Annotated in this window: 22 protein-coding genes, 1 tRNA gene and 1 pseudogene; 12 read left to right on the top strand and 12 right to left on the bottom strand. The window is 72.6% G+C overall.

Annotated elements, in window-relative coordinates; all coding sequences use genetic code 11:
- The 6 genes and pseudogenes from ACGFZP_RS26535 to ACGFZP_RS26510 form a co-directional block, all read right to left on the bottom strand.
- Positions 1 to 404 (bottom strand): annotated as a pseudogene (locus ACGFZP_RS26535) (histidine kinase); the annotation flags it as partial.
- Positions 405 to 571: 167 nt separating this feature from the next.
- Entirely contained in the window at positions 572 to 1,204 is a 633-nt protein-coding gene (kdpC, locus tag ACGFZP_RS26530; RefSeq protein WP_392937610.1) for a potassium-transporting ATPase subunit KdpC, read from the bottom strand.
- A 25-nt stretch (positions 1,205 to 1,229) separates the two neighbouring features.
- A complete protein-coding gene (gene kdpB / locus ACGFZP_RS26525) occupies positions 1,230 to 3,356 on the bottom strand; it encodes a potassium-transporting ATPase subunit KdpB (RefSeq protein WP_392937608.1) in 2,127 nt (708 codons plus the stop codon).
- Positions 3,356 to 5,017 carry a potassium-transporting ATPase subunit KdpA gene (gene kdpA / locus ACGFZP_RS26520; RefSeq protein ID WP_392937606.1) on the bottom strand — a complete coding sequence of 554 codons (1,662 nt, stop codon included), beginning with the start codon at positions 5,015 to 5,017 and terminating at the stop codon, positions 3,356 to 3,358. The genes kdpB and kdpA overlap by 1 nt, the downstream gene beginning before the upstream one ends.
- A 1-nt stretch (position 5,018) precedes the next feature.
- Positions 5,019 to 5,108 (bottom strand): K(+)-transporting ATPase subunit F, encoded by a 90-nt coding sequence (gene kdpF / locus ACGFZP_RS26515; protein ID WP_392937603.1) that lies wholly within the window; start codon positions 5,106 to 5,108, stop codon positions 5,019 to 5,021.
- Between the two features lie 486 nt (positions 5,109 to 5,594).
- A complete protein-coding gene (locus ACGFZP_RS26510; RefSeq protein ID WP_392937600.1) occupies positions 5,595 to 7,637 on the bottom strand; it encodes an APC family permease in 2,043 nt (680 codons plus the stop codon).
- Positions 7,638 to 8,159: 522 nt separating this feature from the next.
- Here ACGFZP_RS26510 and ACGFZP_RS26505 point away from each other — a divergent pair.
- Positions 8,160 to 8,825: an HAD family hydrolase gene (locus ACGFZP_RS26505; RefSeq protein ID WP_392937598.1), complete on the top strand. Its 666-nt coding sequence runs from the start codon at positions 8,160 to 8,162 to the stop codon at positions 8,823 to 8,825.
- Between the two features lie 64 nt (positions 8,826 to 8,889).
- On the opposite strand, the gene ACGFZP_RS26500 is transcribed toward ACGFZP_RS26505, so the two are convergent.
- Positions 8,890 to 8,970, bottom strand: a tRNA-Tyr gene (locus ACGFZP_RS26500).
- A gap of 215 nt (positions 8,971 to 9,185) precedes the next feature.
- On the opposite strand from ACGFZP_RS26500, the gene ACGFZP_RS26495 reads away from it, so the two are divergent.
- Positions 9,186 to 9,674 (top strand): YajQ family cyclic di-GMP-binding protein, encoded by a 489-nt coding sequence (locus ACGFZP_RS26495; RefSeq protein ID WP_392937596.1) that lies wholly within the window; start codon positions 9,186 to 9,188, stop codon positions 9,672 to 9,674.
- Positions 9,675 to 9,823: 149 nt separating this feature from the next.
- Here ACGFZP_RS26495 and ACGFZP_RS26490 read toward each other — a convergent pair whose 3' ends face one another.
- The 3 genes from ACGFZP_RS26490 to ACGFZP_RS26480 form a co-directional block, all read right to left on the bottom strand.
- Entirely contained in the window at positions 9,824 to 10,528 is a 705-nt protein-coding gene (locus ACGFZP_RS26490; protein ID WP_392937593.1) for a hypothetical protein, read from the bottom strand.
- Positions 10,529 to 10,689: 161 nt separating this feature from the next.
- The gene (locus ACGFZP_RS26485) at positions 10,690 to 11,181 is read right to left on the bottom strand and encodes a hypothetical protein (RefSeq protein WP_392937591.1); all 492 of its coding nucleotides are present in this window, start codon (positions 11,179 to 11,181) and stop codon (positions 10,690 to 10,692) included.
- A gap of 41 nt (positions 11,182 to 11,222) precedes the next feature.
- A complete protein-coding gene (locus ACGFZP_RS26480; protein ID WP_392937589.1) occupies positions 11,223 to 12,005 on the bottom strand; it encodes a helix-turn-helix domain-containing protein in 783 nt (260 codons plus the stop codon).
- 122 nt (positions 12,006 to 12,127) lie between these two features.
- On the opposite strand from ACGFZP_RS26480, the gene ACGFZP_RS26475 reads away from it, so the two are divergent.
- From ACGFZP_RS26475 to mug, 7 genes are all read left to right on the top strand, one after another.
- Positions 12,128 to 13,399: an MFS transporter gene (locus ACGFZP_RS26475; protein ID WP_392937587.1), complete on the top strand. Its 1,272-nt coding sequence runs from the start codon at positions 12,128 to 12,130 to the stop codon at positions 13,397 to 13,399.
- Positions 13,400 to 13,778: 379 nt separating this feature from the next.
- Entirely contained in the window at positions 13,779 to 15,224 is a 1,446-nt protein-coding gene (locus tag ACGFZP_RS26470) for an APC family permease (protein ID WP_392937642.1), read from the top strand.
- Positions 15,221 to 15,655 (top strand): hypothetical protein, encoded by a 435-nt coding sequence (locus tag ACGFZP_RS26465; RefSeq protein ID WP_392937585.1) that lies wholly within the window; start codon positions 15,221 to 15,223, stop codon positions 15,653 to 15,655. Before ACGFZP_RS26470 ends, ACGFZP_RS26465 begins: the two co-directional genes overlap by 4 nt.
- A gap of 60 nt (positions 15,656 to 15,715) precedes the next feature.
- Positions 15,716 to 17,068 carry a dipeptidase gene (locus tag ACGFZP_RS26460; RefSeq protein WP_392937583.1) on the top strand — a complete coding sequence of 451 codons (1,353 nt, stop codon included), beginning with the start codon at positions 15,716 to 15,718 and terminating at the stop codon, positions 17,066 to 17,068.
- A 41-nt stretch (positions 17,069 to 17,109) separates the two neighbouring features.
- On the top strand, positions 17,110 to 18,228 hold the full coding sequence (locus ACGFZP_RS26455) for a M24 family metallopeptidase (protein WP_392937580.1): 1,119 nt from the start codon (positions 17,110 to 17,112) through the stop codon (positions 18,226 to 18,228).
- 143 nt (positions 18,229 to 18,371) lie between these two features.
- Positions 18,372 to 19,412 carry a phosphatase PAP2 family protein gene (locus tag ACGFZP_RS26450; RefSeq protein ID WP_392937577.1) on the top strand — a complete coding sequence of 347 codons (1,041 nt, stop codon included), beginning with the start codon at positions 18,372 to 18,374 and terminating at the stop codon, positions 19,410 to 19,412.
- A gap of 63 nt (positions 19,413 to 19,475) precedes the next feature.
- Complete coding sequence (mug, locus tag ACGFZP_RS26445; protein ID WP_392937576.1) at positions 19,476 to 20,039, top strand: G/U mismatch-specific DNA glycosylase; 564 nt, start codon at positions 19,476 to 19,478, stop codon at positions 20,037 to 20,039.
- Positions 20,040 to 20,135: 96 nt separating this feature from the next.
- On the opposite strand, the gene ACGFZP_RS26440 is transcribed toward mug, so the two are convergent.
- Positions 20,136 to 21,077 (bottom strand): LysR family transcriptional regulator, encoded by a 942-nt coding sequence (locus ACGFZP_RS26440; RefSeq protein ID WP_392937573.1) that lies wholly within the window; start codon positions 21,075 to 21,077, stop codon positions 20,136 to 20,138.
- A 174-nt stretch (positions 21,078 to 21,251) separates the two neighbouring features.
- On the opposite strand from ACGFZP_RS26440, the gene ACGFZP_RS26435 reads away from it, so the two are divergent.
- On the top strand, positions 21,252 to 22,271 hold the full coding sequence (locus tag ACGFZP_RS26435) for an NADP-dependent oxidoreductase (protein ID WP_392937571.1): 1,020 nt from the start codon (positions 21,252 to 21,254) through the stop codon (positions 22,269 to 22,271).
- Positions 22,272 to 22,332: 61 nt separating this feature from the next.
- Here ACGFZP_RS26435 and ACGFZP_RS26430 read toward each other — a convergent pair whose 3' ends face one another.
- A complete protein-coding gene (locus ACGFZP_RS26430; RefSeq protein WP_392937568.1) occupies positions 22,333 to 22,734 on the bottom strand; it encodes a YccF domain-containing protein in 402 nt (133 codons plus the stop codon).
- Between the two features lie 586 nt (positions 22,735 to 23,320).
- Here ACGFZP_RS26430 and ACGFZP_RS26425 point away from each other — a divergent pair.
- Positions 23,321 to 24,205, top strand: coding sequence for a hypothetical protein (locus tag ACGFZP_RS26425; protein WP_392937567.1), 885 nt, complete (start codon positions 23,321 to 23,323; stop codon positions 24,203 to 24,205).
- Positions 24,202 to 26,478, top strand: a complete 2,277-nt coding sequence (locus tag ACGFZP_RS26420) for a hypothetical protein (RefSeq protein ID WP_392937565.1) — start codon at positions 24,202 to 24,204, stop codon at positions 26,476 to 26,478. The genes ACGFZP_RS26425 and ACGFZP_RS26420 overlap by 4 nt, the downstream gene beginning before the upstream one ends.
- The last annotated feature ends 3 nt before the right edge of the window (positions 26,479 to 26,481 follow it).

Below are 26,481 nucleotides of genomic sequence, written 5' to 3'. Positions count from 1 at the left end.
ACGTTGACGGTGGTGATGACGTCGATCCCGGCGTCCAGCAGCTCCTCGACGTCCTGCCAGCGCTTGGCGTTGCGGCCGCCGGGGACGTTGGTGTGCGCCAGCTCGTCGACCAGCACCACGGCCGGGCGGCGTGCCAGGACGGCGTCGAGGTCCATCTCCTCGAACTCGGCGCCCCGGTAGGGGCGGAGGGTGCGGGGGACGGCCTCCAGAGCGCCGATCATGGACTCGGTGTGCCGGCGCCCGTGGCACTCGATGTACCCGACCACGACATCCGCGCCGCGCTCCCGTCTGCGGCCGGCCTCGTCCAGCATCCGGTAGGTCTTGCCGACACCGGGGGCGGAACCGAGGTACACCCTCAGCCGGCCGCGGCGGGGGCCGGTGCCGGGGGTGAGGTCGCGGGCCATGGGCGCTGCTCTTTCGTCTGCTGCTCGGTCTGCTGCTTCGCCTGCTGCTGCGTCTGCCGCTGCGTCTGCCGCTTCTGCGGACGGGGTCGGGACGCGCGGCCGACCCGGGCGCGGGGGCGCTGCCCCGGCCCGGGCCGGCCTGCTTCACCCGTTCAGCCGATCGGCCGTCACTTCTGTTCCACGAGGGCGGTGTTGAGCCGGACGACGTTGACGCCGGGCCCGCCGAGGAAGCCGAGGGAGCGGCCCTCGGTGTACTTCGCGACGAGCCTGTCCAGCGTCTCCACCGGCAGGCTCCGGGCCTTGGCGACCCGGGCGATCTGCTCCTTGGCGTAGGCCACCGAGATGTGCGGGTCGAGGCCGGAGCCGGAGGCGGTGACCGCGTCCACCGGGACGCTCGCCGGGTCGACCCCGTCGAACTCGGCGACGGCCTTGCGGCGGTCCTCGATCGTCGTGGTGAGGTCCGCGCTGTTCGGGCCCAGGTTGGAGGCGCCGGAGGCCTTCGGGTCGTAGCCGTTGGCGGAGGGCCGGGGCTGGAACCACTGCGGGTCCGGCCGGGCCGCCTCGTCGGCGTCGTCGGGGTTCTGCTTGGGCAGGTCGTAGTTCTGGCCGAGCAGGCTGGAGCCGATCTCCTTGCCGTCGGCGGTCTTCACGATCGAGCCGTTGGCCTTGTCGTTGAAGACCGCCTGGCCGATGCCGGTGACCAGCAGCGGGTAGGCGAGGCCGAGGACCACCGTCATCACCAGCAGCATCCGCAGCGCGGTGAAGTGCGTGCGCACGGTGGTGGGCAGGGGCTTGGACATGATGCGTTCCTCCTTTCCGTGGGTGTCAGCTCAGGCCGGGAATGAACTGGACGACGAGGTCGATCAGTTTGATCCCGACGAAGGGGACCACCAGGCCGCCGAGGCCGTAGACCCCGAGGTTCCTTCGCAGCAGCGAACTGGCGTCGGACGGGCGGTACTTCACGCCGCGCAGGGCGAGCGGTATCAGGCCGATGATGACCAGGGCGTTGAAGACGATGGCCGAGGTGATGGCGGACTGCGGGCTGTGCAGGCCCATGATGTTGAGCCTGTCCAGGCCCGGGTAGACCGCGGCGAACATCGCCGGGATGATCGCGAAGTACTTCGCGACGTCGTTGGCGATCGAGAAGGTGGTGAGCGCGCCGCGGGTGATCAGGAGCTGCTTGCCGATCTCGACGATCTCGATCAGCTTGGTGGGGTTGGAGTCCAGGTCGACCATGTTGCCGGCCTCCTTGGCCGCCATGGTCCCGGTGTTCATCGCGACGCCGACGTCGGCCTGGGCGAGCGCGGGGGCGTCGTTGGTGCCGTCCCCGGTCATCGCGACCAGCTTGCCGCCCTCCTGCTCCTTCTTGATCAGGGCCATCTTGTCCTCGGGCGTGGCCTCGGCGAGGAAGTCGTCCACGCCCGCCTCCTGCGCGATCGCCCGGGCGGTCAGCGGGTTGTCACCCGTGATCATGACGGTCCTGATGCCCATCCGGCGCAGCTCGTCGAACCGCTCCCGCATGCCCTCCTTGACCACGTCCTTGAGGTGGATCACGCCGAGGGCTCTCGGTGCGGCCGCGCCGACCCTGGAGGCGACGAGCAGCGGGGTGCCGCCCGCGGCCGCGATGCCGTCGACCAGCTCGGTGACGTCCTTGCCGACCGTGCCGCCGTTCTCGGTGACCCAGTTGGTCACCGAACCGGCCGCGCCCTTGCGCACCGAGTGGACGCCGTCGGCCTCGTCCAGGTCGACGCCGGACATCCGGGTCTGGGCGGTGAACGGCACCCAGGTGGCGTGCGTCAACTCGCCCTGGGCGCGGGCCCGCAGGCCGTACCCGGTCTTGGCGAGGACGACGATCGAGCGGCCCTCCGGGGTCTCGTCGGCGAGCGAGGAGAGCTGGGCGGCGTCGGCGAGCTCCTCGGTGGAGACGCCGGCGGCCGGCTGGAACTCGGCGGCCTGGCGGTTGCCGAGGGTGATGGTGCCGGTCTTGTCGAGCAGCAGGGTGTTGACGTCCCCGGCGGCCTCCACGGCCCGGCCGGACATCGCCAGCACGTTGCGCTGGACCAGCCGGTCCATGCCGGCGATGCCGATCGCGGAGAGCAGTGCGCCGATGGTGGTCGGGATGAGCGCCACGATCAGGGCGACCAGCACGATCATCGACTGCGGCGCGCCCGCGTAGGTGGCCATCGGCTGGAGCGTGACGACCGCGACCAGGAAGACGATCGTCAGCGAGGCCAGCAGGATGTTGAGCGCGATCTCGTTCGGTGTCTTCTGCCGGGCGGCGCCCTCGACCAGGGCGATCATCCGGTCGATGAAGGTCTTGCCGGGCTCGGAGGCGATCTTCACCACGATCCGGTCGGAGAGCACCTTGGTGCCGCCGGTCACCGCGCTGCGGTCACCGCCCGACTCGCGGATCACCGGCGCAGACTCACCCGTGATCGCCGACTCGTCCACCGAGGCGACACCCTCGACCACGTCACCGTCACCGGGGATGACTTGCCCGGCCTCGACCACCACGTGGTCGCCGAGGCGCAGCGCGGTGCCGGAGACCTCCTCCTCGGCCCGGCTCCCCGGCCAGTCGGTGAGGCGGCGCGCCATGGTGTCGGACTTGGTCCTGCGCAGGGTGTCCGCCTGCGCCTTGCCGCGGCCCTCGGCCACGGCCTCGGCCAGGTTGGCGAACACGGTGGTCAGCCAGAGCCAGACGGTGATCGACCAGGCGAACACCGACGGATCGGCGATCGCGGCGACGGTGGTGACCACCGAGCCGACCTCGACCACGAACATCACCGGGTTCTTGACCATCACCCGGGGGTCGAGCTTCTTCACCGCGTCCGGCAGTGCGGCGAGGACCACCTTCGGGTCCAACAGGCCGCCGGACGCCCGGTGCGGGGCCTGGGCCGGTTCCGGCTGCTGGGCGGCCGGCTTCCCGGCCTTCTCGGTCAGGGTGGGGGACATCAGGAGAGACCTTCCGCGATCGGCCCGAGAGCCAGGGCCGGGAAGTAGGTGAGGCCGACGACGATCAGGACGACGCCCGACAGCAGGCCCACGAACAGCGGCTTGTGGGTGGGCAGGGTGCCCGGGGTGGCGGGGACGGGCTGCTGCCGGGCGAGCGAACCCGCCAGCGCCAGCACGAACACCATCGGCAGGAACCGGCCGAGGACCATGGCCAGGCCGATCGCCGTGTCGTACCAGTCGGTGCCGACCGTGATGCCCGCGAACGCCGAACCGTTGTTGTTCGCGCCCGAGGTGAACGCGTACAGCACCTCGGAGAAGCCGTGCGCACCGGAGTTGAGCATCCCGGCCCGCTCGCCGGGCAGCGCCATCGCCACACCCGTGCCGATCAGCACGATCGTCGGCGTGGTCAGGATGTACAGGGAGGCGAACTTCATCTCCCGCCCGCCCAGCTTCTTGCCCAGGTACTCCGGGGTGCGCCCGACCATCAGCCCGGCCACGAACACCGCGACGGTCGCCAGCACCAGCATCCCGTACAGGCCCGAACCGGTACCGCCGGGCGCGATCTCGCCCAGCATCATGTTGAACATCGTCAGCCCGCCGCCGAACGGCGAGTACGAGTCGTGGAAGGAGTTCACCGCACCCGTCGACGTCAGCGTCGTCGAGGCCGCGAAGAGGCCGGAGGCGGCGATGCCGAACCGCTGCTCCTTGCCCTCCATCGCCCCGCCGGCCGCCTGCAGCGCCGAACCGGTGTGCTGCGCCTCGAAGAAGGTGATCAGCGCGACCGAGGCCACCCAGAACAGGCCCATCACCGCGACGATCGCGTAGCCCTGCCGGTTGTCGCCGACCATCTTGCCGAAGGCCCGCGGCAGCGCGAAGGGGATCAGCAGGATCAGGAAGACCTGCAGCACGTTGGTGAAGCCGGTCGGGTTCTCGAACGGGTGCGCCGAGTTTGCGTTGTAGAAGCCGCCGCCGTTGGTGCCCAGCAGCTTGATGACCTCCTGCGAGGCCACCGGACCGCCCGGCACGGACTGCTGCCCGCCCGTCAGGGTGGCCACCTCGTGGAAGCCGTGGAGGTTCTGCACGACGCCGTTGGCCAGCAGCACCAGGGCGAAGACGACCGAGACCGGCAGCAGCAGGCGCAGCGAGATCCGGGTCAGGTCCACCCAGAAGTTGCCCACCCGGTCGGTGCGGTTGCGGGTGAAGCCGCGGATCAGCGCCGCCACGATCGCGATGCCGACGGCCGCGGAGACGAAGTTCTGCACCGCCAGGCCCGCCATCTGCACCAGGTGGCCCATCGCGGACTCACCGCTGTAGGACTGCCAGTTGGTGTTGGCCACGAACGAGATCGCCGTGTTCCACGCCTGGTGCCCCTCCATCTGCGGAACGCCCAGGTTCAGCGGCAGGTGGCCCTGCAGCCGGATCAGGCCGTAGAGGAAGAGGACGGAGACGGCCGAGAAGGCCAGCACCGAGCGCAGGTACACCGGCCAGCGCTGGTCGGCGTCGCCGTCCACGCCGATCAGCCGGTACAGGCCGCGCTCGGCTCTGAGGTGCTTGGAGGTGGTGAGGATACGGGCGATGTAGTCGCCCAGGGGGCGGTAGCACAGGGCCAGCGCGCCCACCAGGGCGAGGGCCTGCAGCCAGCCCGCGAGAGTGGAGCCCATGTCAGAACTTCTCCGGGTGGATCAGCGCGAGGACGAGGTAGCCGACGAGCGCGATGGCGACGATGAGACCTGCGATGTTCTCGGCGCTCACAGCTTCTCCACCCCCCGTGCGATCAGGGCGATGACGGCGAACACGGCGACCGTGACACCGACGTAGATGAGATCGGACATGGGCTCCACCACAGTGGTTCGGGGTGGCCGCGCGCTCCTGAGCGGACCGGACGCGGCACCGGCGGCGGGCCGGCGTGCCCAGCAAATCGCCTGTTCGGGGGCCTGCCGCCGTTCTTGACGCGCTCCATACGGCGCCCGTCCGGTTGTTGACGGGGTCCATACGGGCTGGCCGGCGGCGGGTCTGTGGGCCGGTCGGCGGGCCGGGTGCGGCGGTCGGCGGCTTCGTGGGCCGGTCGACGGGCCGGGTGCGGCGGTCGGCGGCTTCGTGGGCCGGTCGGCGGGCCGGGTGCGGCGGTCGGCGGCTTCGTGGGCCGGTCGGCTCCGGCCGGTCCGCTGGGGAGCCGGCCGCGGAAACGGCGGGGGCCCCGGACAGCGGGTGCTGTCCGGGGCCCCTGGTGGCCGGTCGTCAGGCGTTCTCGGGCGCCGGGAGCCGCTCGCGCTCCGAGCGCACCGTCGGCTCGCCGCGCCGGACCGATCCCGGGGCCCGGCGGGAGGGGTGGTCCGCCCGGCCGGAGGAGCTCAGCTGCCAGGGCACGCTGATCACCATCACGCCGGGGGTGAAGAGCAGTCGGCTCTTCAGCCAGAGCGCCGACTGGTTGTGCAGCAGGTGCTCCCACCAGTGGCCGACCACGTACTCGGGGATGAACACCGCGACCGCGTCCCGCGGACTGGTCCGCCGGTACTCGCGGACGTACGCCACCACCGGCTTGGTGATCTCCCGGTACGGCGAGTCCAGCACCTTCAGCGGCACCTGGACGTCCAGCACGCCCCACTGCTGCTCCAGCTCGCTGGTGGCCTCGCGCTCCACCGCGACGGTCAGCGCCTCCAGTGAGTCCGGCCGGAACGCCTGCGCGTAGCCGAGCGCCCGCAGGGTGGGCTTGTGCAGCTTGGAGACCAGCACGATGCCGTGCACCTGGGACGGCCGCACCGAGTCCGCGTCCGGGTCGTCCACCGCCAGTTCGTCGGCGACGCTGTCGTAGTGCCGGCGGATGCCGCGCATCATCACCCAGAGCACGATCGCGGCGACCACGGCCAGCCAGGCGCCCTGGGTGAACTTGGTCAGCAGCACGATCACCAGCACCAGCGCCGTGGTGACGGCGCCGAACGCGTTGATCACCCGCGAGCGCTGGGCCGGGCCGCGCACGGCCGGGTCGGTCGCACCGCGCAGCACGCGGTTCCAGTGCTTCACCATGCCGATCTGCGACAGCGTGAAGGAGGTGAAGACGCCCAGGATGTAGAGGTGGATCAGGCTGGTGACGTCCGCGTCGTACAGCCACAGCAGCCCGCCGGCCACCACCGCGAGGGCGATGATGCCGTTGGAGAAGGCGAGCCGGTCACCGCGGGTGTGCATCTGCCGGGGCAGGTAGCGGTGCTCGGCCAGGATCGAGGCCAGCAGCGGGAACCCGTTGAAGGCGGTGTTGGCCGCCAGGATCAGCACCAGCGCGGTGACGGCCTGGATGAAGTAGAAGAGGATGCTCTGGTCGCCGCCGAAGACCGCGGCCGCCAGCTGGGCGATCACGGTCTGCTGCGGCGCGGTGTGGCAGTCCCCGGCGAACCTGGTCAGCTGGCAGGCGTCGTCGGTGATGTGCACCTTGGACATCAGGGCCAGCGCGGTGATGCCGACGAACATGACCACGGCCGTGGTGCCCATCACGGCCATCGTGGTGGCGGCGTTCTTCGACTTGGGCGCCCGGAAGGCCGGCACGCCGTTGGATATCGCCTCCACACCGGTCAGCGCCGTACAGCCGGACGCGAACGCCCGCAGGCCCAGCATCAGCAGTCCGAGCCCGGCCAGGGTGTCCTTGCCGTCCACCGGCAGCACCCCGTACGAGGCGCTGGCCGCCACCGGGGTGTCCCCGAACGCGGCCTTGACCAGGCCGGTGACCACCATCAGCAGCATGCCGCCGATGAACAGGTACGTCGGCGCCGCGAAGGCCTTGCCGGACTCCCGGACGCCGCGCAGGTTCATCGCCGCGAGCAGCACCACGAAGGCGACCGCCAGCTCGACCCGGTAGTCCGCGAGCGAGGGCAGCGCCGAGATGATGTTGTCCACGCCCGAGGCGACCGACACCGCGACGGTCATCACGTAGTCGACCATCAGCGAGGCGGCCACCACCAGCCCGGAGTTGGCGCCGAGGTTGCGGGACACCACCTCGTACGAGCCGCCGCCGCTCGGGTAGGCGTGCACGACCTGGCGGTACGACAGCACCACGACGGCCATCAGCGCGACCACACCGGCCGCGACCCACGGGGTCAGGTAGAGGAAGGCGGTGCCACCGACGGTGAGCACCAGCAGGATCTCCTGGGTCGCGTAGGCGACCGAGGAGAGCGGGTCGGAAGCGAAGATCGGCAGCGCCAGCCGCTTGGGGAGCAGGGTCTCGCCCAGCTCCTCGCTGCGCATGGCCTTGCCGATCACTAGGCGCTTGAGCGCCTGGGGCACGTTGAACACATGGGCGAGCGTAAGGGCCCGGAACGGCCGGGCAATGGGCCCTGCCGGAGTAACGGAAAGGCCCGGCGCACCCTTTGGGCCGAATGTTCCCGCAGGTCGGAGGCGCTATAAGCGCGGTGCGCCGAGTGCACGCGGGGCATATCGAGGGCGTTAAGCCCCCCCGTTAAGACATCGTCAAGATATGCCGAGAAAATCGGTCATTAAGCCCACGGGGCGACAATCCGCCCTCGCTGATCGGCCGGGCGGGAGGGTGGTCCGGGGTCGTCGCGGGTGGTCGGGGGTGGTCGGGGGTGGTCGGGCCGGTGTCCCGGCGGGCGCCGGTTGGGAAGACGATCAGCTCGGACGGAGGACTCCCGGCGCGCACCTCGGCACACCCGGGACCACTCGGCGGTGAGGCTGAACGGCCCGACCCACCCCTGGACAGCCACTTTGCTGCCTCATGGATGTAATTGCAAGTAATACGCAATAACACGCCCGCCGAGCTGATCCCACGCTGCGCATCCACTCGACTACTCTCCGCATGTGAACCGCTCCAGCCCCCTCCTGCTCATCGACCTCGACCACACCCTGGTCGAACGCGTCGGCGGCCCCGACGCCTGGACCCCGGCGTTCTGCGCCGAGCACGGCATCCCCGCCGCGGACGCCCCCGCCGTCTTCGAGATCCTCCGCGCCGACCGCTCCCCCGCCGGCTTCACCCGGATCGCCGACCGGTACGGCCTGCGCCACTCCGGCGCCGCGCTCTGGGACGCCCACGTCGCCCAGGAGGCCGCCCGCACCCTCCTGATCCCCGGCGTCCCCGCCGCCCTCGCCGCCCTGCGCGAGGCCGGCTGGACCATCGGCGTCGTCACCAACGGCTCCACCGACATCCAGCGCGCCAAACTCGCCCGCACCGGCCTGCTCCCCGCCGTCGACACCGTCTGCGTCTCCGAGGAGGCCGGCGCCCGCAAACCGGCGCCCGAGATCTTCCACCTCGCCGCCGAGCGCCTCGGCCGCACCCTCACCCCCGCCGACTGGATGGTCGGCAACAACCCCGCCACCGACCTCCAGGGCGCCCACGCCACCGGGCTGCGCTCCATCTGGATCACCCCGACCCCCGCGCCGCCGCTCCCCCCGCAGCACCCCGCCCCGACCTACACCGCCCCCGACACCCCCGCCGCCGCCACCCTGCTGCTCTCCGCCCCCGCCTGACGCCCCAAAACAGAACCGGCCCCGAACAGCGTTTCCGCTGTTCGGGGCCGGTCTGGTAATCCAGTGGCTGGTGCAGGGTTCGAACCTGCGTAGCTTACGCGGCAGATTTACAGTCTGCTCCCTTTGGCCGCTCGGGCAACCAGCCAGGATTGGTGTCTCGCGGGGCTTGCCCCGTTCGACTCCGTAAACAATACCCGATGCCGGGGGGTGGTTCGCCACTCGATTGGTCACACGATGATCAAGGAGTACGGCGTGGCTGTCGGGGGCGGCGGCGGGGTGGTGCTGGATAGGCTGGGGCGGCGGACGCCCGGTGGGGCGGGCCGTGTCAGTGAAGCCACAGCATCAAGGAGACCAACACCCATGGCCGACTCCAGTTTCGACATCGTCTCGAAGGTCGAGTGGCAGGAGGTCGACAACGCGATCAACCAGACCTCCCGTGAGCTCGCCACCCGCTTCGACTTCAAGAACGTCGGCGCCGAGATCAGCCGATCCGGCGAGACGATCGAGATGAAGGCCAGCGGCGAGGAGCGGGTGAAGGCCGTGCTGGACGTGCTGCAGAGCAAGTTCATCAAGCGCGGTCTGTCGCTGAAGGCGCTGGACGCCAAGGACCCGCAGCTGTCCGGCAAGGAGTACAAGATCTTCGCGGACGTGAAGGAGGGCATCACCCAGGACGATGCCAAGAAGGTCGCGAAGATCATCCGCGACGAGGGCCCGAAGGGCGTGAAGGCCCAGGTCCAGGGTGACGAGCTGCGCGTCACCTCGAAGAGCCGCGACGACCTGCAGACCGTGCAGACCCTGCTCAAGGGCAAGGACCTGGACTTCGCGATCCAGTTCGTCAACTACCGCTGAGCGGAGCCCTGGCCGGGGAGGCCCCGCGACGGTCGGCCGTCGCGGGGCCTTGCTGTTGTCCGGGTGGGGCGCCGGTGCGGCGGTCCGGGCAGGGGCGCGCCCCGGGCCCGGGGATCGGGGCCGGGGCGCGCCGGTGGGCCGACGGGTTGCTAGAGGCCGGTGAGGCGGGTGACCGTGGCGGTGGCGGTGCCGAGGACGTCGGGGGCCAGGCCGGTGACGGCCTGCTGGACGGCGGCCGGGTCGGGCTTGGCCGCGGTGGCGGCGTCGACCAGGGCCGAGGCCTTCGCCTTGAGGGCGGTGAGCTGGTCCTCGATGGAGAGGGCGGGCAGCGGCGCCGCCGTGCGGGGCTGCTGATCCACCGGCAGCGGTACGGGTACGGGGACGGGCGGGGCCACCGGGGCCGCGGGCAGTTGGCCGAGCAGGGCAGTCGCCGCGGACTCGAGCGTGGCGAGCAGCTGTTGCAGGACGCCGAGGTCCGGCGCCCCGGTCGGCGGGGTCGCGGCGGTCAGCAGGCCGTCGACCAGCGTGAGGATGTCGCCGAGGCCGCCTAGCGCCCCGAGGGTGGCGGTCGGGTCCGCCGCCGCAGCAGCGGGCGGGGTGGCGGTCGGCGGGGTCGCGACGGGGGGAACCCCGACGGGCGGCGCGGCGACGGGCGGGGCGGCAACGGGGGGAACCCCGACAGGCGGAGCCCCGACCGGGAGGGGGATGTCGGCGCGGGGCACGGCTACGAGGTGGGGGACCGCGGCGTCGGAGCCAGTGGCAGTACCCGGGCCGGCGGTGGTGGCGGACGCCGTGGCGACCGGGGTCAGCACAACGGCTGCGGTCAGCGCGGCGGCCATCCAGGTGGAACGCATGGGTGGTGCTTCCTTTCGATGCGAAACAGGCGAAATGCCTGATTCACACGTTGGGGCACACCAGTTGGCCCAGCCACCGCTCGTACGCCGAACGGTTCGCCACCCGTCAACCGGGCGGCTCGGCCGGGGCGAAGCGGGACCGGAGGCCGACGGCCCACCACTCAGCCGGCTGCCGCCCAGCCGCTGGTGCTGCGGTGCGCGGGCAGGCCGACCGCGTCGAACTCGTCCAGGTGGCCGCCCTCCACCCGGGCCCCGATCCGGCGCAGCACGCGGGAGATCGGGCTGCCCTCGGGTGGGAAGGGCTCGGACTCGGCGCTGGTGAGCGGGCCGAGGTCGAGTCGGCCGTCGGCCCAGACCGCGGCGCGCTGGGTGCCGGTGCCGCCGAAGTAGTCGGCCTCGACGCAGGCGATCGGACCGGCCTTGGACCAGGCGGCGAGCCGGCGCTCGAAGCCGCCCGGGAACCACTCGAAGCCGCCCTCGCCGCCGTGCGCCCCCTCCTCGCCGCCCAGTTGGAGGGCGGCCAGGAAGACGGGGGTGGCCGGCAGCAGCGCCAGCCCCTGGCCCAGCGGGGCGATGCGCGCGGCCGGGACTTCGGCGGCCGCCACCGTGATCAGCTCCACCGGGCCTATCAACGCCTGAAGTTCGTATGGCATTCAGTCATCCTGGCCTATGCCACTGACAGTTCGCCCGGGATTTACGATTCCGTGCCCGGAGCGGAACCGGACGGTGCACCGGAGCCCCGCGCGACCGGCTCCGACGGTGCACCGGAGCCCAGCGCGGCCGGATCCGACGGCACCCCGTAGAGCAGGCCGAGCAGGGTGATGTCGACGGAACCGTCGGCATCGCTGTTCCCGTCGGCCATGAACTCGTCGATGACAGCGGCGAGTTGTGCGCGCAGTCGAACCAGCCTGGCGGGCTCCACCCGGAGCACTATGTGCGAGAACAGACTGGGCGGCCCGGCCGATCCGTCCTTGGGGGCGCTGAAGTCCAGCCGCCCGGACCGCGCCTGGGCGTGGAAGTCGTCGCGGACCCGGTCGACTGCGGCGAGGACGGCGCCGTACGCCTCGGTGCGGGTCGGGGAGCCGGTCGCGAAGAGCTCCGGGGAGAGTCGGACCGACTCCTGCGCGGCCGCGTAGCGGCTCTCGACGATCCCGGAGACCAGCCGGGTGCCGGCCACGACGATCAGGCCGGCCTTCTCCAGCTGCTTGAGGTGGCGGTAGAGCTTCGTCTGCGACTCGCCGAGGAAGGCCGCGATCTCCTTGGCGGTCAGCCCCTCGCCCGCGGCCTCCATCAGCGCCCGGAGGATGCTCAGCCGGAGCGGGTCGGCGAGCGCCTTCAGCGTCTCGACGTCCCCGACCTGGCGCTCCCCGACCTGGCGCTCCCCGACCCGCCCGCCGGCGGCCGCCCCCGCGGCCCCGGGGCCCTCCGCGACCGCGGCGCCCCCCTCGGCGCCCTCCTCGACAGTGCTCTCGACCATGGGACCACCCTCCCAGATCCCCGGACGCCGACGCAATCACCCTTGCGCAACCAATCACGTCAGAGTAATCATTTACGGCAGCGTGAATGATGACGCAGACACGAACATCACAGGGGGCAGGGATGGGCACCACCACGGCGAAAGCCGACCAGCAGGGGCATCCGGACACGGCGGCCGGGGAGCCGCCGCTCGTCCCGCTCCGGCGCAACCTGCGGTTCCAGACGCTCTGGGCCGGCCAGGCCGCCTCGACCCTCGGCCTGCACCTCGCCGACACCGCGTACCCGCTGCTCCTGCTCGCCATGACCGGGTCGTCCACCCTCGCGGGGGCGTTCGGGGCGCTGCAGATCTGCGCCTCGGTGGTGTTCGGCCTCCACGGCGGCTCGGTCGCCGACCGGTACGACCGGCGGCGGGTACTGCTCGTCGCGGACACCGTCCGGCTGGCCGCCGCCGCCAGCGTCCCGCTCGCCCTGGCGCTGGACCGGCTCACCGTGCCGCACACCCTGCTGGTCGCCCTCGTCATCGGCGCGACGATCGGCTACACGGGGCCGATCCGGCTGATCGCGGTGCGCTCGGTGGTACCGCCCGCGCAGCTCTCCCAGGCACTCGCCCAGGACGAGGCGCGGATGAGCGGGGCCGGGCTGATCGGGCCGCCGCTGGCGGGGTACCTGTTCGGACTGGGCCGGGCGGTGCCGTTCCTCGGCACGGTGGTCACCGCCGCACTCTCGATCGCCTCCGCCCTGCTGGTCCGGTTCCCCGGCCGCCCGGAGGCCCCCTCGCAGACCCCGCAGGGCGGCGTCCTGGCCGGTTTCCGCTTCCTGGCCGCCGACCGGGTGCTGCGCCCCGCCCTCGCCGTGATCCTGGTGACCAATCTGACGGGTACCGCGATGCTGCTGCCGGTGATCGTCCTGCTGCGCGGCCACGGCACCTCCAGCGGCGGGATCGGCCTGGCACTGGCCGGTGAGGCGGTGGGCGCGCTGGCGGGGGCGCTGCTGGTCACCGGGTTGCACCGGCGGTTCGGCCCCGGCCTGCTGCTGCTCGCGGTGGCCTGGCTCGGCGTGCCCGTCCTGCTGGTGCCGCTGCTGCCCGGCGGCCCGGTCGCCGTCTTCGCGGCGCTGTTCACCATGGGCCTGGGGACGCCCGCGCTCCGGGTGATGATCGACGTCCTGGTGTTCCGGCAGACCGCGGACGAGCTCCGCGGGCGGGTGATCGCGGCGACCATGACGCTGCTGACCGTCGGCATGCCCGCCGGGATGCTCGGCAGCGGCCTGCTGCTCGACCACCTCTCGCCCGGTACCGCGCTGTCGGTGATCGCGGGCCTGCTCGCCGCCGCCCTGCTGCCCGCCACCGTGTCCCGGACCCTGCGCCGGGCGGTCTGGCCGGCGCCGACCGCCTGAGCGGGCGGCACCGGGCGAACGACACCGGGCCGGCGACACCGGGCGAACAGCTCCGGGCAGGCGACGCCGACCGGGTGGCCGGGCCCAAACCTCCTCCGAACGCCCCTGACAGTCGATCACCCGTGCGGGTGCACGCGGCATGCGGCGTGCCCGGCAACCGGGTGAACTGGCCGGGTACGGCCCGCCACCGGGGCCCTCCCGGCGCAGCGGACGAACGGGTCCCGCGGACGCGCAGACCCGGGCCGTACCCGGAGGAGGACTCATGAGTTCCATGGACGCGCCCTCGTCGGGCGGCCGGGGAAGCCCGGCCGCCCATGACCGGACCGGCTCCGGAACGGGCACCGGGACCGGGGGCGGGGGCGGGGCGGTGGCGGCCCGGATGGCCAGCGCGCCACGCATGTCCTGGCTGACGCTCGCCCTGATGACCACCGCCTCGGTGGCCAGCCTCCGCGCCGCGCCGACCATGGCGGTCTACGGCCTGGCCTGCGTCTTCCTCTACCTCGTCCCCGCCATCGTCTTCCTGCTGCCGACGGCCCTGGTCTCCGCCGAGCTGGCCTCCGGCTGGGAGGGCGGCGTCTACCGCTGGGTGTCGGAGGGCCTGTCGAAGCCGCTCGGCTTCCTCGCGGTCTGGTGCCAGTTCGCGATGACGATCTTCTACTACCCGTCGCTGCTCGCCTACGTGGCCTCGACCATCGCCTACGTGGTCAACCCGAGCCTGGCCAGCAACGGCCCCTACACCGCCATCGTGATCATGGTGCTGTACTGGGCCGGCGTCTGGGTCTCCTCGCGCGGGACGAAGGCCGTGGCCGGCCTCTCCTCCTGGGGCCTGGTGATCGGCACCCTGATCCCCGGCACGCTGCTGGTGGTGCTCGGCCTCGTCTTCCTCGGCCAGGGCAACCCCTCCGCCGCCCCGATGAACGCCGCGCACCTCTTCCCGCAGTGGACCGGCCTGGCCAGCCTGGTGCTGATCGTCAACAACTTCCTCAGCTACTCCGGCATGGAGATGAACGCGGTCCACGTCTCCTCGCTGAAGAGCCCGGCCAAGGAGTTCCCCCGCTCGATGTTCACCGCCTCCGGGATGGTGCTGCTGATCTTCATCCTGCCCGCACTGGCGATCAGCTGGGTGGTGCCGTCCGCCGAACTGAGCCTGACGGCCGGCGTGATGCAGGCCTTCGACTCCTTCTTCCAGTACTTCCACATCGGCTGGCTCACCCCGGTGATCGCGGTGGCGCTGGTGGCCGCCTCCCTCGGCGGCATGCTCACCTGGCTGGCCGGGCCGTCCAAGGGCCTGCTGATGATCTCCCGGCAGGAGGGCTACCTGCCGCCGTTCCTGCAGCGGCTCAACAAGGAGGGCATCCAGCAGAACCTGCTGGTCACCCAGGGCGTGGTCACCACCGTCATCGCCCTCGCGTACGCGCTGATCCCGAACGTCTCCAGCGCCTACTGGATCTTCTCGGTGATCACCACGCAGGTCTACCTGATCGTCTACCTGCTGATGTTCGCCGCGGCGATCCGGCTGCGCCGCACCCAGCCGGACCACCCGCGCGGCTACCGCGCCCCGGCCCTGGTCCTGGTGTGCGTGACCGGCCTGCTGTCCTCGGCGGCCGCGATGGTGATCGGGTTCGTGCCGTCCTCGCAGTTCGGCAGCGGCAGCGTCTGGTCCTACGTGGCGATCGTCGGCGGCGGCCTGCTGCTGCTCGGCCTGGTGATCCCCCTTCTCTTCCTCAAGCTGAGCAAGCCCTCCTGGCGCTCCCCCGAGGCCCAGGCCGAACTGGCCGAGCAGGAGGCCGAGGAGCGGCGCGGCACCAACGGAGGTACGGCATGAGCACCATGATGGCCTCCCGCCACCGCTGGATCTACCTGGGCGCGATCGTCCTGCTGATCGGGATGCTGATCACCGGTCTGCTGACGTACTCCCAGCTGCACGCCACCAACCAGGCCAACGACAAGGCCAAGCAGCTGACCGCCGCACTCACCGCGGCCGGCTATCCGGTGCCCAGCCAGAGCCAGATCGTGCACACCCTGGGCGAGGACGGTGGCGCCGTCTGCGAGAACCCGGCGCACGCGCTGACCCAGGCGCAGTGGAAGTACGGCATGTCCAACGGCGCGGGCGGACCGGGGCAGCGACCGGTGCTCTCCGACCGCGAGGTGGTGTACGCCGAGTCGCTGGTGCTCTCGGTGTACTGCCCGGACCAGCTCGACGCCATCAAGGAGAAGATCGACGATCTCAAGCTCCGCGACACCATTCGAAACTGACGCTCCATCATTTCAATTTCCGCTGCGAAGTCCCACCACGAACGCCTCGGGAGCCCGCCCATGACCGACGAACTCGCCCGCCGGATCGCCGCCCTGATGCCCCGGGCCAAGGCCGACCTGGCCGAGCTGGTCGCCATCCCCTCCGTCGCCGACCCCCGCCAGTACCCGCCGGAGAAGTGCCGCGAGGCCGCCGAGTGGGTCGCCGCCGCCTTCTCCGACGCCGGACTGCGCGACGTCCACCTGGAGGAGACCCCGGACGGCAGCCACGCCGTGATCGGCCACCGCCCGCCGCCGCCCGGCGCACCGACCGTCCTGCTCTACTGCCACTACGACGTCCAGCCGCCGCTCGACGACGCCGCCTGGACCTCCCCTCCGTTCGAACTCACCGAACGCGACGGGCGCTGGTACGGGCGGGGCACCGCCGACTGCAAGGGCAACATCGTCATGCACCTCACCGCGCTGCGGGCGCTCGGCGACGACATCCCGGTCGGCCTCAAGTTCGTCTCCGAGGGCTCGGAGGAACAGGGCACCGGCGGACTCGAAGCCTATGTGCCGCCGCACGCAGGCGAGTTGCACGCCGACGCGCTGCTGGTCTGCGACACCGGCAACGCCGCGGTCGGCATGCCCACCGCCACCACCTCGCTGCGCGGGCTCGCCAACGTGGTGGTCACCGCCTCCGCCCTGCACGGCGACATGCACTCCGGCATGTTCGGCGGTCCGGCCCCGGACGCGCTGGCGGCGCTGATCCGGGTGCTCGACTCGCTGCGCGGCCCCGACGGCGGCACCCGGATCGACGGGCTCGACTGCGACGGGTCCTGGAGCGGCGTCGGCTACGACGAGCAGCAGTTCCGGCAGGACGCCGGAGTACTGGACGGCGTCCGGCTGACCGGCTCCGGCAGCGTCGCCGACCGGCTCTGGGCCCGGCCGGCCGTCACCGTGCTCGGCATCGACTGCCCGCCGGTGGTCGGCTCGGCCGCCGCCATCCCGGCCACCGCCCGGGCCCGGGTCAGCCTGCGGATCCCGCCCGGCACCGACCCGCACACCGCCCAGGAGGCGCTGATCGCGCACCTGAAGGCGGCCGCGCCGTGGGGCGTCCGGGTGGAGGTGCAGCCGGAGAGCACCGGCTCGCCGTTCCGCGCCGCCACCGGCGGGCGCGCCTACAGCGCACTCGACAAGGCCATGCAGGAGGTCTACGGCAAGCCGATGGCCTTCCTCGGCCAGGGCGGCTCGATCCCGCTCTGCAACGTGTTCGCGCAGGCCTACCCCGAGGCGGAGATCATCCTGATGGGCGTGGAGGAGCCGCGCTGCCTGATCCACGCACCCAACGAGAGCGTCGACCCCGGCGAGATCGAGCACATGGCCAACGTCGAGGCGCTGTTCCTCCGACACTACGCCAACTCGGCGGGCACGTGATGGAGTTCGGTTTACCAGGGACAGATCCGAGGAGGAACCCCATGCCACGACCGTTCACCACCGAGGACTACAGCGCCCGGATGGCCCGAGCCACCGCCGACGCGACCGCCGCCGGGCTGGCGGGCCTGGTCGTCGCCCCCGGGCCCGACCTGGTCTACCTGTGCGGCTACCAGCCCACCGCGATCACCGAGCGGCTGACCGCCCTCGTCCTCACCGCCGGGCGCGAACCCGCCCTGATCGTCCCCAAGTTGGAGCGACCCGACGCCGAGAAGGCCCCCGGCTCCCCCGCCGTGCGGCTGCTCGACTGGACCGACGGCGAGGACCCGTACGCCACCGCCGTCCCGCTGATCGACCCGGCCGGACGGTACGGCGTCTCGGACAACGCCTGGGCCATGCACCTGCTCGGCCTGCAGGCCGCCCTGCCCGGCACCGGCTACACCTCGCTCACCGACACCCTGCCGATGCTGCGCGCCGTCAAGGACTCCGACGAGCTGGACCGCCTCGCCGCCGCCGGAGGGGCCGCCGACGCCGCCTACCGGGGCATCCTGGAGGTCGAGTTCGCCGGGCGCCGGGAGACCGACGTCGCCGCCGACCTCAGCGCGCTGCTCATCCAGTACGGACACAGCCAGGTCGACTTCACCGTGGTCGGCTCCGGCCCCAACGGCGCCAACCCGCACCACGAGGCCGGCGACCGGGTGATCCAGCCCGGCGACACCGTCGTCCTGGACTTCGGCGGCCTCAAGGACGGCTACGGCTCCGACACCACCCGTACCGTGCACGTCGGCGGCGACGTCCCGACCGAGGTGCAGAAGGTGCACGACGTCGTCCGGCAGGCGCAGCAGACCGCCTTCGAGGCCGTCCGGCCGGGGGTGAGCTGCCAGGAGATCGACCGGATCGCCCGCCGGGTGATCACCGAGGCCGGGTACGGCGAGTACTTCATCCACCGCACCGGCCACGGCATCGGCATCACCACGCACGAACCGCCGTACCTGGTCGAGGGCGAGGAACGGCCGCTCGTGCCCGGCATGTGCTTCTCGATCGAGCCGGGCGTCTACCTGCCGGGACGCTTCGGGGTGCGGATCGAGGACATCGTCACGGTGACCGAGCACGGCGGGCGGCGGTTCAACAACACCCCGCACGAGTTGGGCATCGTCTCGTGACGGGCCTGGCGGGCGCGGCCGGGCCTGGCGGCGCGGCGTAACGGCTGCTCACGGCCGGGGCATTCCGCTGTCTGAGTCTTTTCTGGACGACCGGCGGTTCGCGTGAAGAGTTCTCCAAGAATGGCTTGCTAGCTTCGACCGACATGACAAAGCTGCTCCGCCCGGCGCCGACCCCACCCCCGCGCGCCGGGCGGCTGCGTCCGGTGTCCCGGCCCCTGCCCAGTGCGCGCGCGACCGCACTGGCCCGGTTGCGGCTCCTGGCGTGGCCGCTCTACCTCCTCGCCCTGGTGCAGTACGTGCGCATCAACGGCGTGCCGTACGCCAACGACGTGGTGTTCTGCTGGCTGATCGGCGCGCTGCTCGCGGCCGCCGTGCACGCCGGGCACGGGCTGCGCCGCTTCCTGCTCGTGCTGCGCGACTGGGTGCCGGTGATGGCCGCCGTCTGGACGTACTCGCTGCTGCGCGGCTACGGCGCGCACACGCCGTGGGCCCCGCACTGGCGCCCGCAGCTGCTCGCCGACCGGGTGCTCGGCTTCGGCGAGACCTGGACGGTCCGGCTGCAGCACGCGCTGTACACGCCGGGCTCGCCGCACTGGTACGACTACGTGGCCGTCACCGTCTACATGTCGCACTTCTTCGCGGTGTTCCTGATCCTCGCGGTGCTCTGGCGGCGGCGGCACGACCGGTTCCGGCAACTGCTCGTCTGCTACCTGGTGCTGACCTACGCCGGGTTCGCGACCTATGTGCTCTTCCCGGCCGACCCGCCGTGGCTGGTCGCCCAGGAGGGCCACCTGCCGCAGCTCACCCGGGTGGTCTCCGAGGTGCTGGCCGAGAGCGGACTGCCCCGGGCCGGCTCGGTGTTCGAGAACGGCAGCAGGTTCGCCAACGACGTCGCCGCGATGCCCTCGCTGCACTCGGCCTACCCGATGATGCTGACCCTGTTCTTCTGGCCGACGGCCGGGCGGTGGCTGCGGGTCCTGCTGGTCGCCTACCCGCTCGCGATGGCGTTCACCCTGGTGTACGGCGCCGAGCACTTCATCGTCGACGTGTTCGCGGGCTGGGCCTACGCGGCGGCCACGGTGTACGGGGTCCGCCGGGTGCGGGCCCGGCGGCTGCGGGCGCGGGAGATCCGGGCCCAGGAGGCCCGGGCTCGGGAGGCCTCCGGGGTGTCGCTCGGCGGCTGACCTGCGGGCAGGGGGCGGGAGTTCGGTGGGCGCCTCCGGCGCGCGATGGCCCAGACTGGGCCGGTGCCCACTCCGTCTCCGCTGAAGCCCACGGCCGAGCAGTTGCTCGCGGCCCGTGACACCACGATCCCCGATGTCGTCGCGCCCGGCCTGCGGGTGCTGTTCTGCGGCATCAACCCAGGTCTGTGGTCCGGCGCCACCGGCCACCACTTCGCCCGCCCCGGCAACCGCTTCTGGCCCGCACTGCACCGCTCCGGCTTCACCCCGCGCCAGCTGCGCCCGGACGAGCAGGGCGAACTGCTCGACCTCGGCCTCGGCATCACCAACGTCGCCCCGCGCGCCACCGCCAAGGCCGACGAGCTCACCGCCGACGAGCTGCGGGCGGGCGGGGCCGCGCTCACCGAACGCGTCCTGCGGCTGCGCCCGCAGGTGCTGGCCGTGCTGGGCATCGGCGCCTACCGGACGGCCTTCGGACGGCGCGGCGCCGCGATCGGGCGGCAGGAGGAGGGCCTCGGCGACACCGAGGTCTGGGTCCTGCCCAACCCGAGCGGCCTGAACGCCCACTACACCCCGGCAAGCCTCGCCGAGGAGTTCCGCCGACTACGCGAGGCCGTGGGGGCGCCGTAGCCCCGCTGCGGCCGCCCTGCACAGGAAGTCGGACCCGCCGACTTCCTGTGCAGGCAAGCAGGCCCGACCCCCGGGAGCGGCCGGGGATGCTCTCGGTCAGGCCGCTGCCAGCCCCTGGGGGAGTGGCAGGGCGCGCAGCTCGCGGATCAGTGCCCGGACGGGCGCCGTGCCGGCCAGTTCGGGGGTGGTGACGTACCCGACGTACCGGCTGGGCGGGCGGGGGCCAAGGTCCGTGACGGCCAGCCCGGCCGGGGCACCCAGCAGGGCCGTCCGCGGCATGATCGCCATGCCGAGGCCCTGGGAGACCAGCGACACCGCGACGGTGTCGTCCTCCACGTCGATGGTGGCGGGCGGGATCCAGTCCTGGCGGTCCCACCAGTCGCGGGTGTACGAGCCGCAGTTCTCGTCCCAGTCGACCAGCGGCAGCCCGCGCGGCGCCGGGTGGCCCTGCGGGTGCACCAGCGCGTACTCCTCCGCGAAGAGCCGTGCCGCGACCAGCCCGGGCACGGGCGAGGCCCCGGCGCCGTCGAGGGTGGCGAGCCCGAGGTCGGCGCGCCCGTCGGCGACCTCGCCCGCGGTGCCCCGGCCGATCTCGCGGACGATCCGGACCTGGGGGGTCAGCCCGGGGTGCCGGGCCGTGAGCCGGGCCAGCACGGGTGGCAGCAGGTGGGCGGCGACACTGCGGAAGGCCGCGATCCGCAACGGTCCGGCCACCTCCCCGGCCCCAGTGCCGGCACCGGCCGCCCGGACCTCCGGGCCCATCGCCTCCAGCAGCCGTAGAATCCGCCGCGCGTACGCGACGGCCCGCGCGCCCGCTTCCGTGGGGCGTGCGCCGTGGCGACCGCGGTCGAAGAGCACCGCGCCGAGCTTCCGTTCGCAGGCGCGCACGGCGTGCGAGACGGCGGACTGGGTCATCCCCAGGCGCGCAGCGGCCGCCGTGAAGCCCCGCTCCTGCTCGACGGCGACCAGGACGCGCAGTTCGTGCGGGGCGAGCTCCGGGGCCGGGCGCGGCGCAGCGGTCGCAACAGGATCGATCATGGACCCGAATCTAGGCCCTGTCCGGCCGGGGGCCTGCCGGGCCGGCCTCCCGTCGTATCCATCGACGCTGCTCATGGAACCGCGCCTTCCATCGATCCGGCCCCCTGCCCGGATCCCCGGCGCCTCCGTACGGTGATCACACACCCCACCCCGCACCAACCGCCGGAGTCCGCCATGCCCCGCCCCGCCGTCCAGACCGTCCGCGCCGTCCACCTGGTCTCCCGCCCGGACGGCCCGCCGACCGCCGACAACTTCGCCTTCGTCGAGGAGCCCGCGCCGGCGCTGAACGAGGGCGACGCGCTGGTCGAGAACATCTACCAGTCCGTCGACCCGTACATGCGCGAGGAGATGGACGAGGGCGGCTGGGAGCTCAACGCCCCGCTGGAGGGCCGCACCCTCGGCCGGGTCGTGAAGTCCCGTACCCCCGCGCTGCCGGTCGGCGCGCTCGTCCACCACCGCAAGGCCTGGCGCACCCACTCCGTGGTCACCCCGGCCGAGGCCACCGTCCTGCCCGACCTTCCCGGGGTCCCGCTGAGCGCCCACCTGAGCGTCCTCGGCGGCACCGGCCTCTCCGCCTGGGTCGGCCTGACCAGGATCGCCCGCCTCAAGCCCGGCGAGGACCTCTTCATCTCGGCGGCCGCCGGCGGCGTGGGCACCGCCGCCGGACAGCTCGCCCGCCTGCTCGGCGCCGGCCGGATCGTCGGCAGCGCCGGCTCCGCCGCCAAGGTCGAACACCTCACCGGGCACCTCGGCTTCGACGCCGCGTTCGACTACCACGACGGCCCGGTCGCCGAGCAGCTCCGCGCGGCCGCCCCGGACGGCATCGACGTCTACCTCGACAACGTCGGCGGCGACCACCTGGAGGGCGCGATCAGCGCCATGCGCGACCACGGCCGGATCGCCTGGTGCGGCGCGGTCGCCCAGTACAACAACCGCCTGCAGCCGCCGGCCGCGCCCCGCAACCTCTACGACGTGGTCGGCAAGAGCCTGCGGCTGGAGGGCTTCCTGGTCCGCAAGCACCTCGACGCCAAGCCCGAGCTGTACGACTTCCTCGTCCCGCACCTGCGCTCCGGTGCCGTGGTGCCCGACGAGACCGTGGTGCGGGGCTTCGAGCACGTGGTGGACGCCTTCCTCGGGGTGCTCCGGGGCGCCAACACCGGCAAGATGATCGTCCAGCTCACCGACGCCCCGTAGACCGGCCCCCTCCGCCCGGCGGAACGAGGCCCGGTGGAACGAGGCCCCGGCAATCGCCTCCTCAGCGGGCGCCGAACTTCTCGTCGGTGGGGACGACCTCGCGGCCCAGGGGCATCAGCGAGATCGGGATCATCTTGAGGTTCGCCCAGCCGAACGGGATGCCGATGATCGACAGGAACAGCGGGATGCTCGTGATCAGGTGGCCGATCGCCAGCCACCAGCCCGCGAAGACCAGCCAGATCACGTTGCCGACGCAGGACGGCGCCCCGGCGTCCTGCTTCTCGACCGTCGTGCGCCCGAAGGGCCAGATCACGTAACCGGCGATGCGAAAGGCGGCGATGCCGAACGGGATGGTGATGATCAGGATGCAGCAGATGATGCCCGCGATGGCGTACCCGATGGCCATCCAGATGCCGCAGAAGATCAGCCAGAGCACGTTGAGGACGAATCCGATCACCTTCATGTTGCTCAGCCTCCCATGGGTGGTGCTTCCAGACTGGTATACCCGCCCGGGCGCGCCCCTACATGGGGCTACGCGGTGCTACGGGATCTTTGGGGGCCCTCCCGGACCTACCGGGGGGCCGCCGCCTCCACGGCCGGGGACGACGGCCCGAGGGCGCCGCGGAACCGGCAAGGGGCGCATCGGGGGCGCGCGGCGGACGAGGGCCGCACCTGCGCACTCCCCGCACCCGGCCCGCAGGCCCGCAGCCTCACTCTCCGGCGCCCACCCAACACCCACCCCGTGACCACTCCCGGTCGACACACTCCCGGTCGACACGCACCCTCCGGTGACGCGAATGTGGCGGATCATCAGGTGAGGCGACGTCAGTTCTTGTCATTTCGGTGGTGCTTCGTGGATCAGATCGCTACCGTCGCTGACGCAACCCGGGCGGCGCTGGAAGACCTGCCAGTCCTGGCGGACACCTCCGGCGGGATCACGATCGATCCCGTTGTGCGCCACGTGACGCAGACGCGAACAGCCGCAGGGTCTATCCAAGGAGATGACGGGGCTGCCCTCATGCCCCGTCCAGGTTCGGGAGGGAACGCGCATGGTGTCACCGGATCCGCAGAGCCACTGGATCGCACTCGTGGACATCGAGGATTTCAGCCTGCGCCCCGAGACCGTGCAGGCCACCCTCCACGAGGAGCTGTACGAGGTGGTCTGGTTCGCCTTCGGGCGGGCCCGGCTGGAGCGGTCCGCCTGCCAGGTGCAGGACCGCGGGGACGGCATGCTGATCCTGCTCCCCGCCGCGACCAGCCCGGCCGTACTGCTCCGGGAGCTGCTGCGCGGACTGCAGGACGCACTGGCCGAGCACCACGCCAAGTACCGCGACGACCACCGGATGCGGCTGCGGGTCGGGCTGAACCAGGGGCTGGTGATCCAGCACGACGAGCGCTGGGCCGGCACCGCGATCAACGACCTGGCCCGGCTGGTGGACGCCGGACCGGTCAAGCGGGTGCTCACGGCGGCCGAGCGGGCGCACCTGGTGGTGGTGGTCTCGGAGGAGCTCCACCGTGCGGTGGTGCTCGGCCGGTACCCGGGCATCGACGCGGCCGCGTACCTCCCGGCCGACTTCGTCACCAAGCACGGGGAGCCGCGCCGGGGATGGGTGACCGTCCCCGGGTACCCGGCTCCTCCAGGACTCCCCCCGGCGTCGGGGGAGCTGCCGACCGGGGTCGGGGGACCCGGGGGCGGCGGTCTCGCCGGGGGGCCGGACGGCGGAGCCGGGACGGGGGACCCGGCTCCGCCCGTTCCGCACCGGCCACCGACGCCCGCGCCCGCCCAGGGCCCCACCGAGGCGCCACCGGCACCCACCACACCCACCGCACCGGCAACCCCGGCACCCGCCTCCCGGCAGATCAAGGTCAAGGGTGACTACGTCGAGGGCGACAAGCACGTCACCATCCACCCGACCGGTCCGGTCCGACCGTGAGCACTCCCCCCGCCCCGACCCCGACACCCGCCCCGGCCGCCCCGGCCGCGGCGCCCGCACCCGCACCCGCACCGGCCCCACCGCCCGCCGCCGGGGCCGGATCGCCACCCGCACCACCGTCCGACGGTCCGTCCCCGGCCCCCGAGCCGGGTGCCGCCCCGGGCCCCGGCGGCGACGGCGCCCCGGCCGGCGATCCGGCCGCGCCCGCCGCCCCCAGCCACAGCGTCGGGGCCGGCGAGAGCGCCGCCGAGGCCACCGCCCGGACCGGCCAGAGCAGCAAGCGCAAGGACCTGCTGCGACAGGCGCGGCTGCGCGTCGAGGGCGACGCCGTCGGCGGCGACAAGATCGTCATCATGGCCGGCGAGGAGCACCGGATCACCCTGCGCTCCCTCTCCCCCGCCGTCGTCGAGGCCGTCCGGCACTCCTTCCAGGAGCCGCCCCGCTGGGACGAGATCCGCACCAACGCCTGGCGCCGCCGCTCGGTGGTGCTGCGCGGCCCGGCCGGCGCCGGGAAGACCGCGGCCGCCGTCCGGCTGCTGCTCACCGCGCAGTCCCGCTCCTGGTACCTGCTGGACTCGGTCGCCCAGCTCACCCGGCTCACCGCGGTCGAGCAACTCGGCCAGGGCGCCGGGCTGCTGCTCAACTGCCCGGCGGACGCCGCCGAGCTGCGCGGCCCGCTGCTGGAGTCGCTGGAGCACGAACTGGAGCGTTCCGGCGCACATCTGGTGCTGACCGTCGGCACGGACGTCCTGCTGGACCGCGGTCTCGGCGAGTACGTCCAGCGGCTCGACCGGCCGCCCGTCCTCGACACCGTGGTCCGGGCCCATCTCGCCCGGCGGATCGGCGAGTCCGCGGCCGACGACACCCTCGACAGCGGCGACCTGAAGGACCTGGTGGCCGAACTGCTGGGCGCGGACGGGTCCTGCCGGACCGCCGCCCGGCTGGCCGAGGTGCTCGCCGACGAGCACGCCGGGGGCGCGCTGGACCCGGACCGGGTCCGCACCCTGCTGGACCAGGGCGACGGCCAATCCGTCGACGACTGGTTCGACGGCCTGGCCAAGCCCGAACTTCGCGCCCAGGCAGTCGCGTTGGCGGTCCTCAACGGCCTCCCCCAGGAGGACGTGGCGGCGGGCGGCGCCGCCCTGCTGGCCAGGTTCCGCAGCGACCGGACGCTGGTCACCGTCCCGCCCGGCGGCCAACCCCCGCTCATCCGCGACCCGTTCGCGAATCCGCGCCGCGCGGTGCTGGAGCAGCTGCGGGCCAGGACGGTGGCGACGGTGACCCGCGGCCAGTACGGCTGGCTGCCCTGCACCATCACCGAGTACCGGGACGGCGGCCACGCCCCCCGGGTCATCCGGCACGTCTGGTCCGAGTACGACATCCAGGCCGAACTGCTCGACTGGCTCGGCGAGTTGGTCGACTCGGCCTCCGAACAGGTGCGCAGCTTCGCCGGGACGGCGCTCGGCGTGGTCGCCACCGGCGCGTTCGACCACCTGAGCACCTGGGTCTTCCCCGGCTGGATCCGCGACGAGGACACCGGCACCCTGCGCCGCGAGGCCGTCGCGTACGCACTGCGGGTCTGCGTCGAGGACCCTGCGCTGCGGGCCGGCGTACGGGCCATGGTGGACGGCTGGTACCTCTCCGGCGCCTGGCAGGCCCAGGCCGCGGCGGCCCGCGCCTACGGGCTCTGCCTGGGCGGCGCCGACCTCGCCACCGCCGTGGAGGCACTGGCCCGGATGGGCACGGTGGACGACATCCGGGTCGCCATCGCCATCGGGGACAGCTTCGCCGACCTGATCGAGGAGGACGTCGAGGGCACCACCCCCGTGGTGCTGACCGCGCTGGTCGGCATGATGCAGCGGCACGAGAGCCGGGCCACCGGCCACCTCGCCTTCCTGATCCTCGCCGACGCCCTGGTCACCGAGATCCCGCCGCCCGCGGCCGGCGCCGCCCCGCGCAGCCGGCCCACCCTGCTGCACCTCGTCTCACAGCAGGACGGCCTGCGCGAACAGCTCGCCCACCTCTGGTCCGAGGTGATCGGCGGGGAGCTGTTCGGCACCGAGGCGGCCGGCGTGCTGCGGATGTGGGCGAGCCAGGCCGAGGCCGATCCGCACCTGCTCGACGACCTGCTCCGCATGCTCCGCGACCTCGCCCAGCGGACCGCCCGCAACCGGGACATCCTGCTGCGCTACGCCTCCCGCTGGGACGCCTACGACGCGCTCCGACCGCTGCGCCGGTCGGCCGCCCTGCTGCGCGCCGTCCTGGCCCCCTGAACC

It is taken from the genome of Kitasatospora sp. NPDC048239 (assembly GCF_043202015.1).
Classification (GTDB): domain Bacteria; phylum Actinomycetota; class Actinomycetes; order Streptomycetales; family Streptomycetaceae; genus Kitasatospora.
Note: the sequence above shows the minus strand (reverse complement) of the source record. Positions and strands in the feature narration are given on the sequence as shown.

Excerpts from the sequence above, each read along its gene's own strand:
- ACGFZP_RS26440 (WP_392937573.1), bottom strand. The coding sequence starts at position 21,077 with ATGATCGATCCTGTTGCGACCGCTGCGCCGCGCCCGGCCCCGGAGCTC.
- kdpC (WP_392937610.1), bottom strand. The coding sequence starts at position 1,204 with ATGTCCAAGCCCCTGCCCACCACCGTGCGCACGCACTTCACCGCGCTG.
- kdpB (WP_392937608.1), bottom strand. The coding sequence starts at position 3,356 with ATGTCCCCCACCCTGACCGAGAAGGCCGGGAAGCCGGCCGCCCAGCAG.
- ACGFZP_RS26450 (WP_392937577.1), top strand. The coding sequence starts at position 18,372 with ATGACAAAGCTGCTCCGCCCGGCGCCGACCCCACCCCCGCGCGCCGGG.
- ACGFZP_RS26455 (WP_392937580.1), top strand. The coding sequence starts at position 17,110 with ATGCCACGACCGTTCACCACCGAGGACTACAGCGCCCGGATGGCCCGA.
- ACGFZP_RS26475 (WP_392937587.1), top strand. The coding sequence starts at position 12,128 with ATGGGCACCACCACGGCGAAAGCCGACCAGCAGGGGCATCCGGACACG.
- kdpA (WP_392937606.1), bottom strand. The coding sequence starts at position 5,017 with ATGGGCTCCACTCTCGCGGGCTGGCTGCAGGCCCTCGCCCTGGTGGGC.
- ACGFZP_RS26430 (WP_392937568.1), bottom strand. The coding sequence starts at position 22,734 with ATGAAGGTGATCGGATTCGTCCTCAACGTGCTCTGGCTGATCTTCTGC.
- ACGFZP_RS26495 (WP_392937596.1), top strand. The coding sequence starts at position 9,186 with ATGGCCGACTCCAGTTTCGACATCGTCTCGAAGGTCGAGTGGCAGGAG.
- ACGFZP_RS26460 (WP_392937583.1), top strand. The coding sequence starts at position 15,716 with ATGACCGACGAACTCGCCCGCCGGATCGCCGCCCTGATGCCCCGGGCC.
- ACGFZP_RS26470 (WP_392937642.1), top strand. The coding sequence starts at position 13,779 with ATGGCCAGCGCGCCACGCATGTCCTGGCTGACGCTCGCCCTGATGACC.
- ACGFZP_RS26425 (WP_392937567.1), top strand. The coding sequence starts at position 23,321 with ATGGTGTCACCGGATCCGCAGAGCCACTGGATCGCACTCGTGGACATC.
- ACGFZP_RS26465 (WP_392937585.1), top strand. The coding sequence starts at position 15,221 with ATGAGCACCATGATGGCCTCCCGCCACCGCTGGATCTACCTGGGCGCG.
- ACGFZP_RS26435 (WP_392937571.1), top strand. The coding sequence starts at position 21,252 with ATGCCCCGCCCCGCCGTCCAGACCGTCCGCGCCGTCCACCTGGTCTCC.
- ACGFZP_RS26485 (WP_392937591.1), bottom strand. The coding sequence starts at position 11,181 with ATGCCATACGAACTTCAGGCGTTGATAGGCCCGGTGGAGCTGATCACG.
- ACGFZP_RS26490 (WP_392937593.1), bottom strand. The coding sequence starts at position 10,528 with ATGCGTTCCACCTGGATGGCCGCCGCGCTGACCGCAGCCGTTGTGCTG.
- ACGFZP_RS26480 (WP_392937589.1), bottom strand. The coding sequence starts at position 12,005 with ATGGTCGAGAGCACTGTCGAGGAGGGCGCCGAGGGGGGCGCCGCGGTC.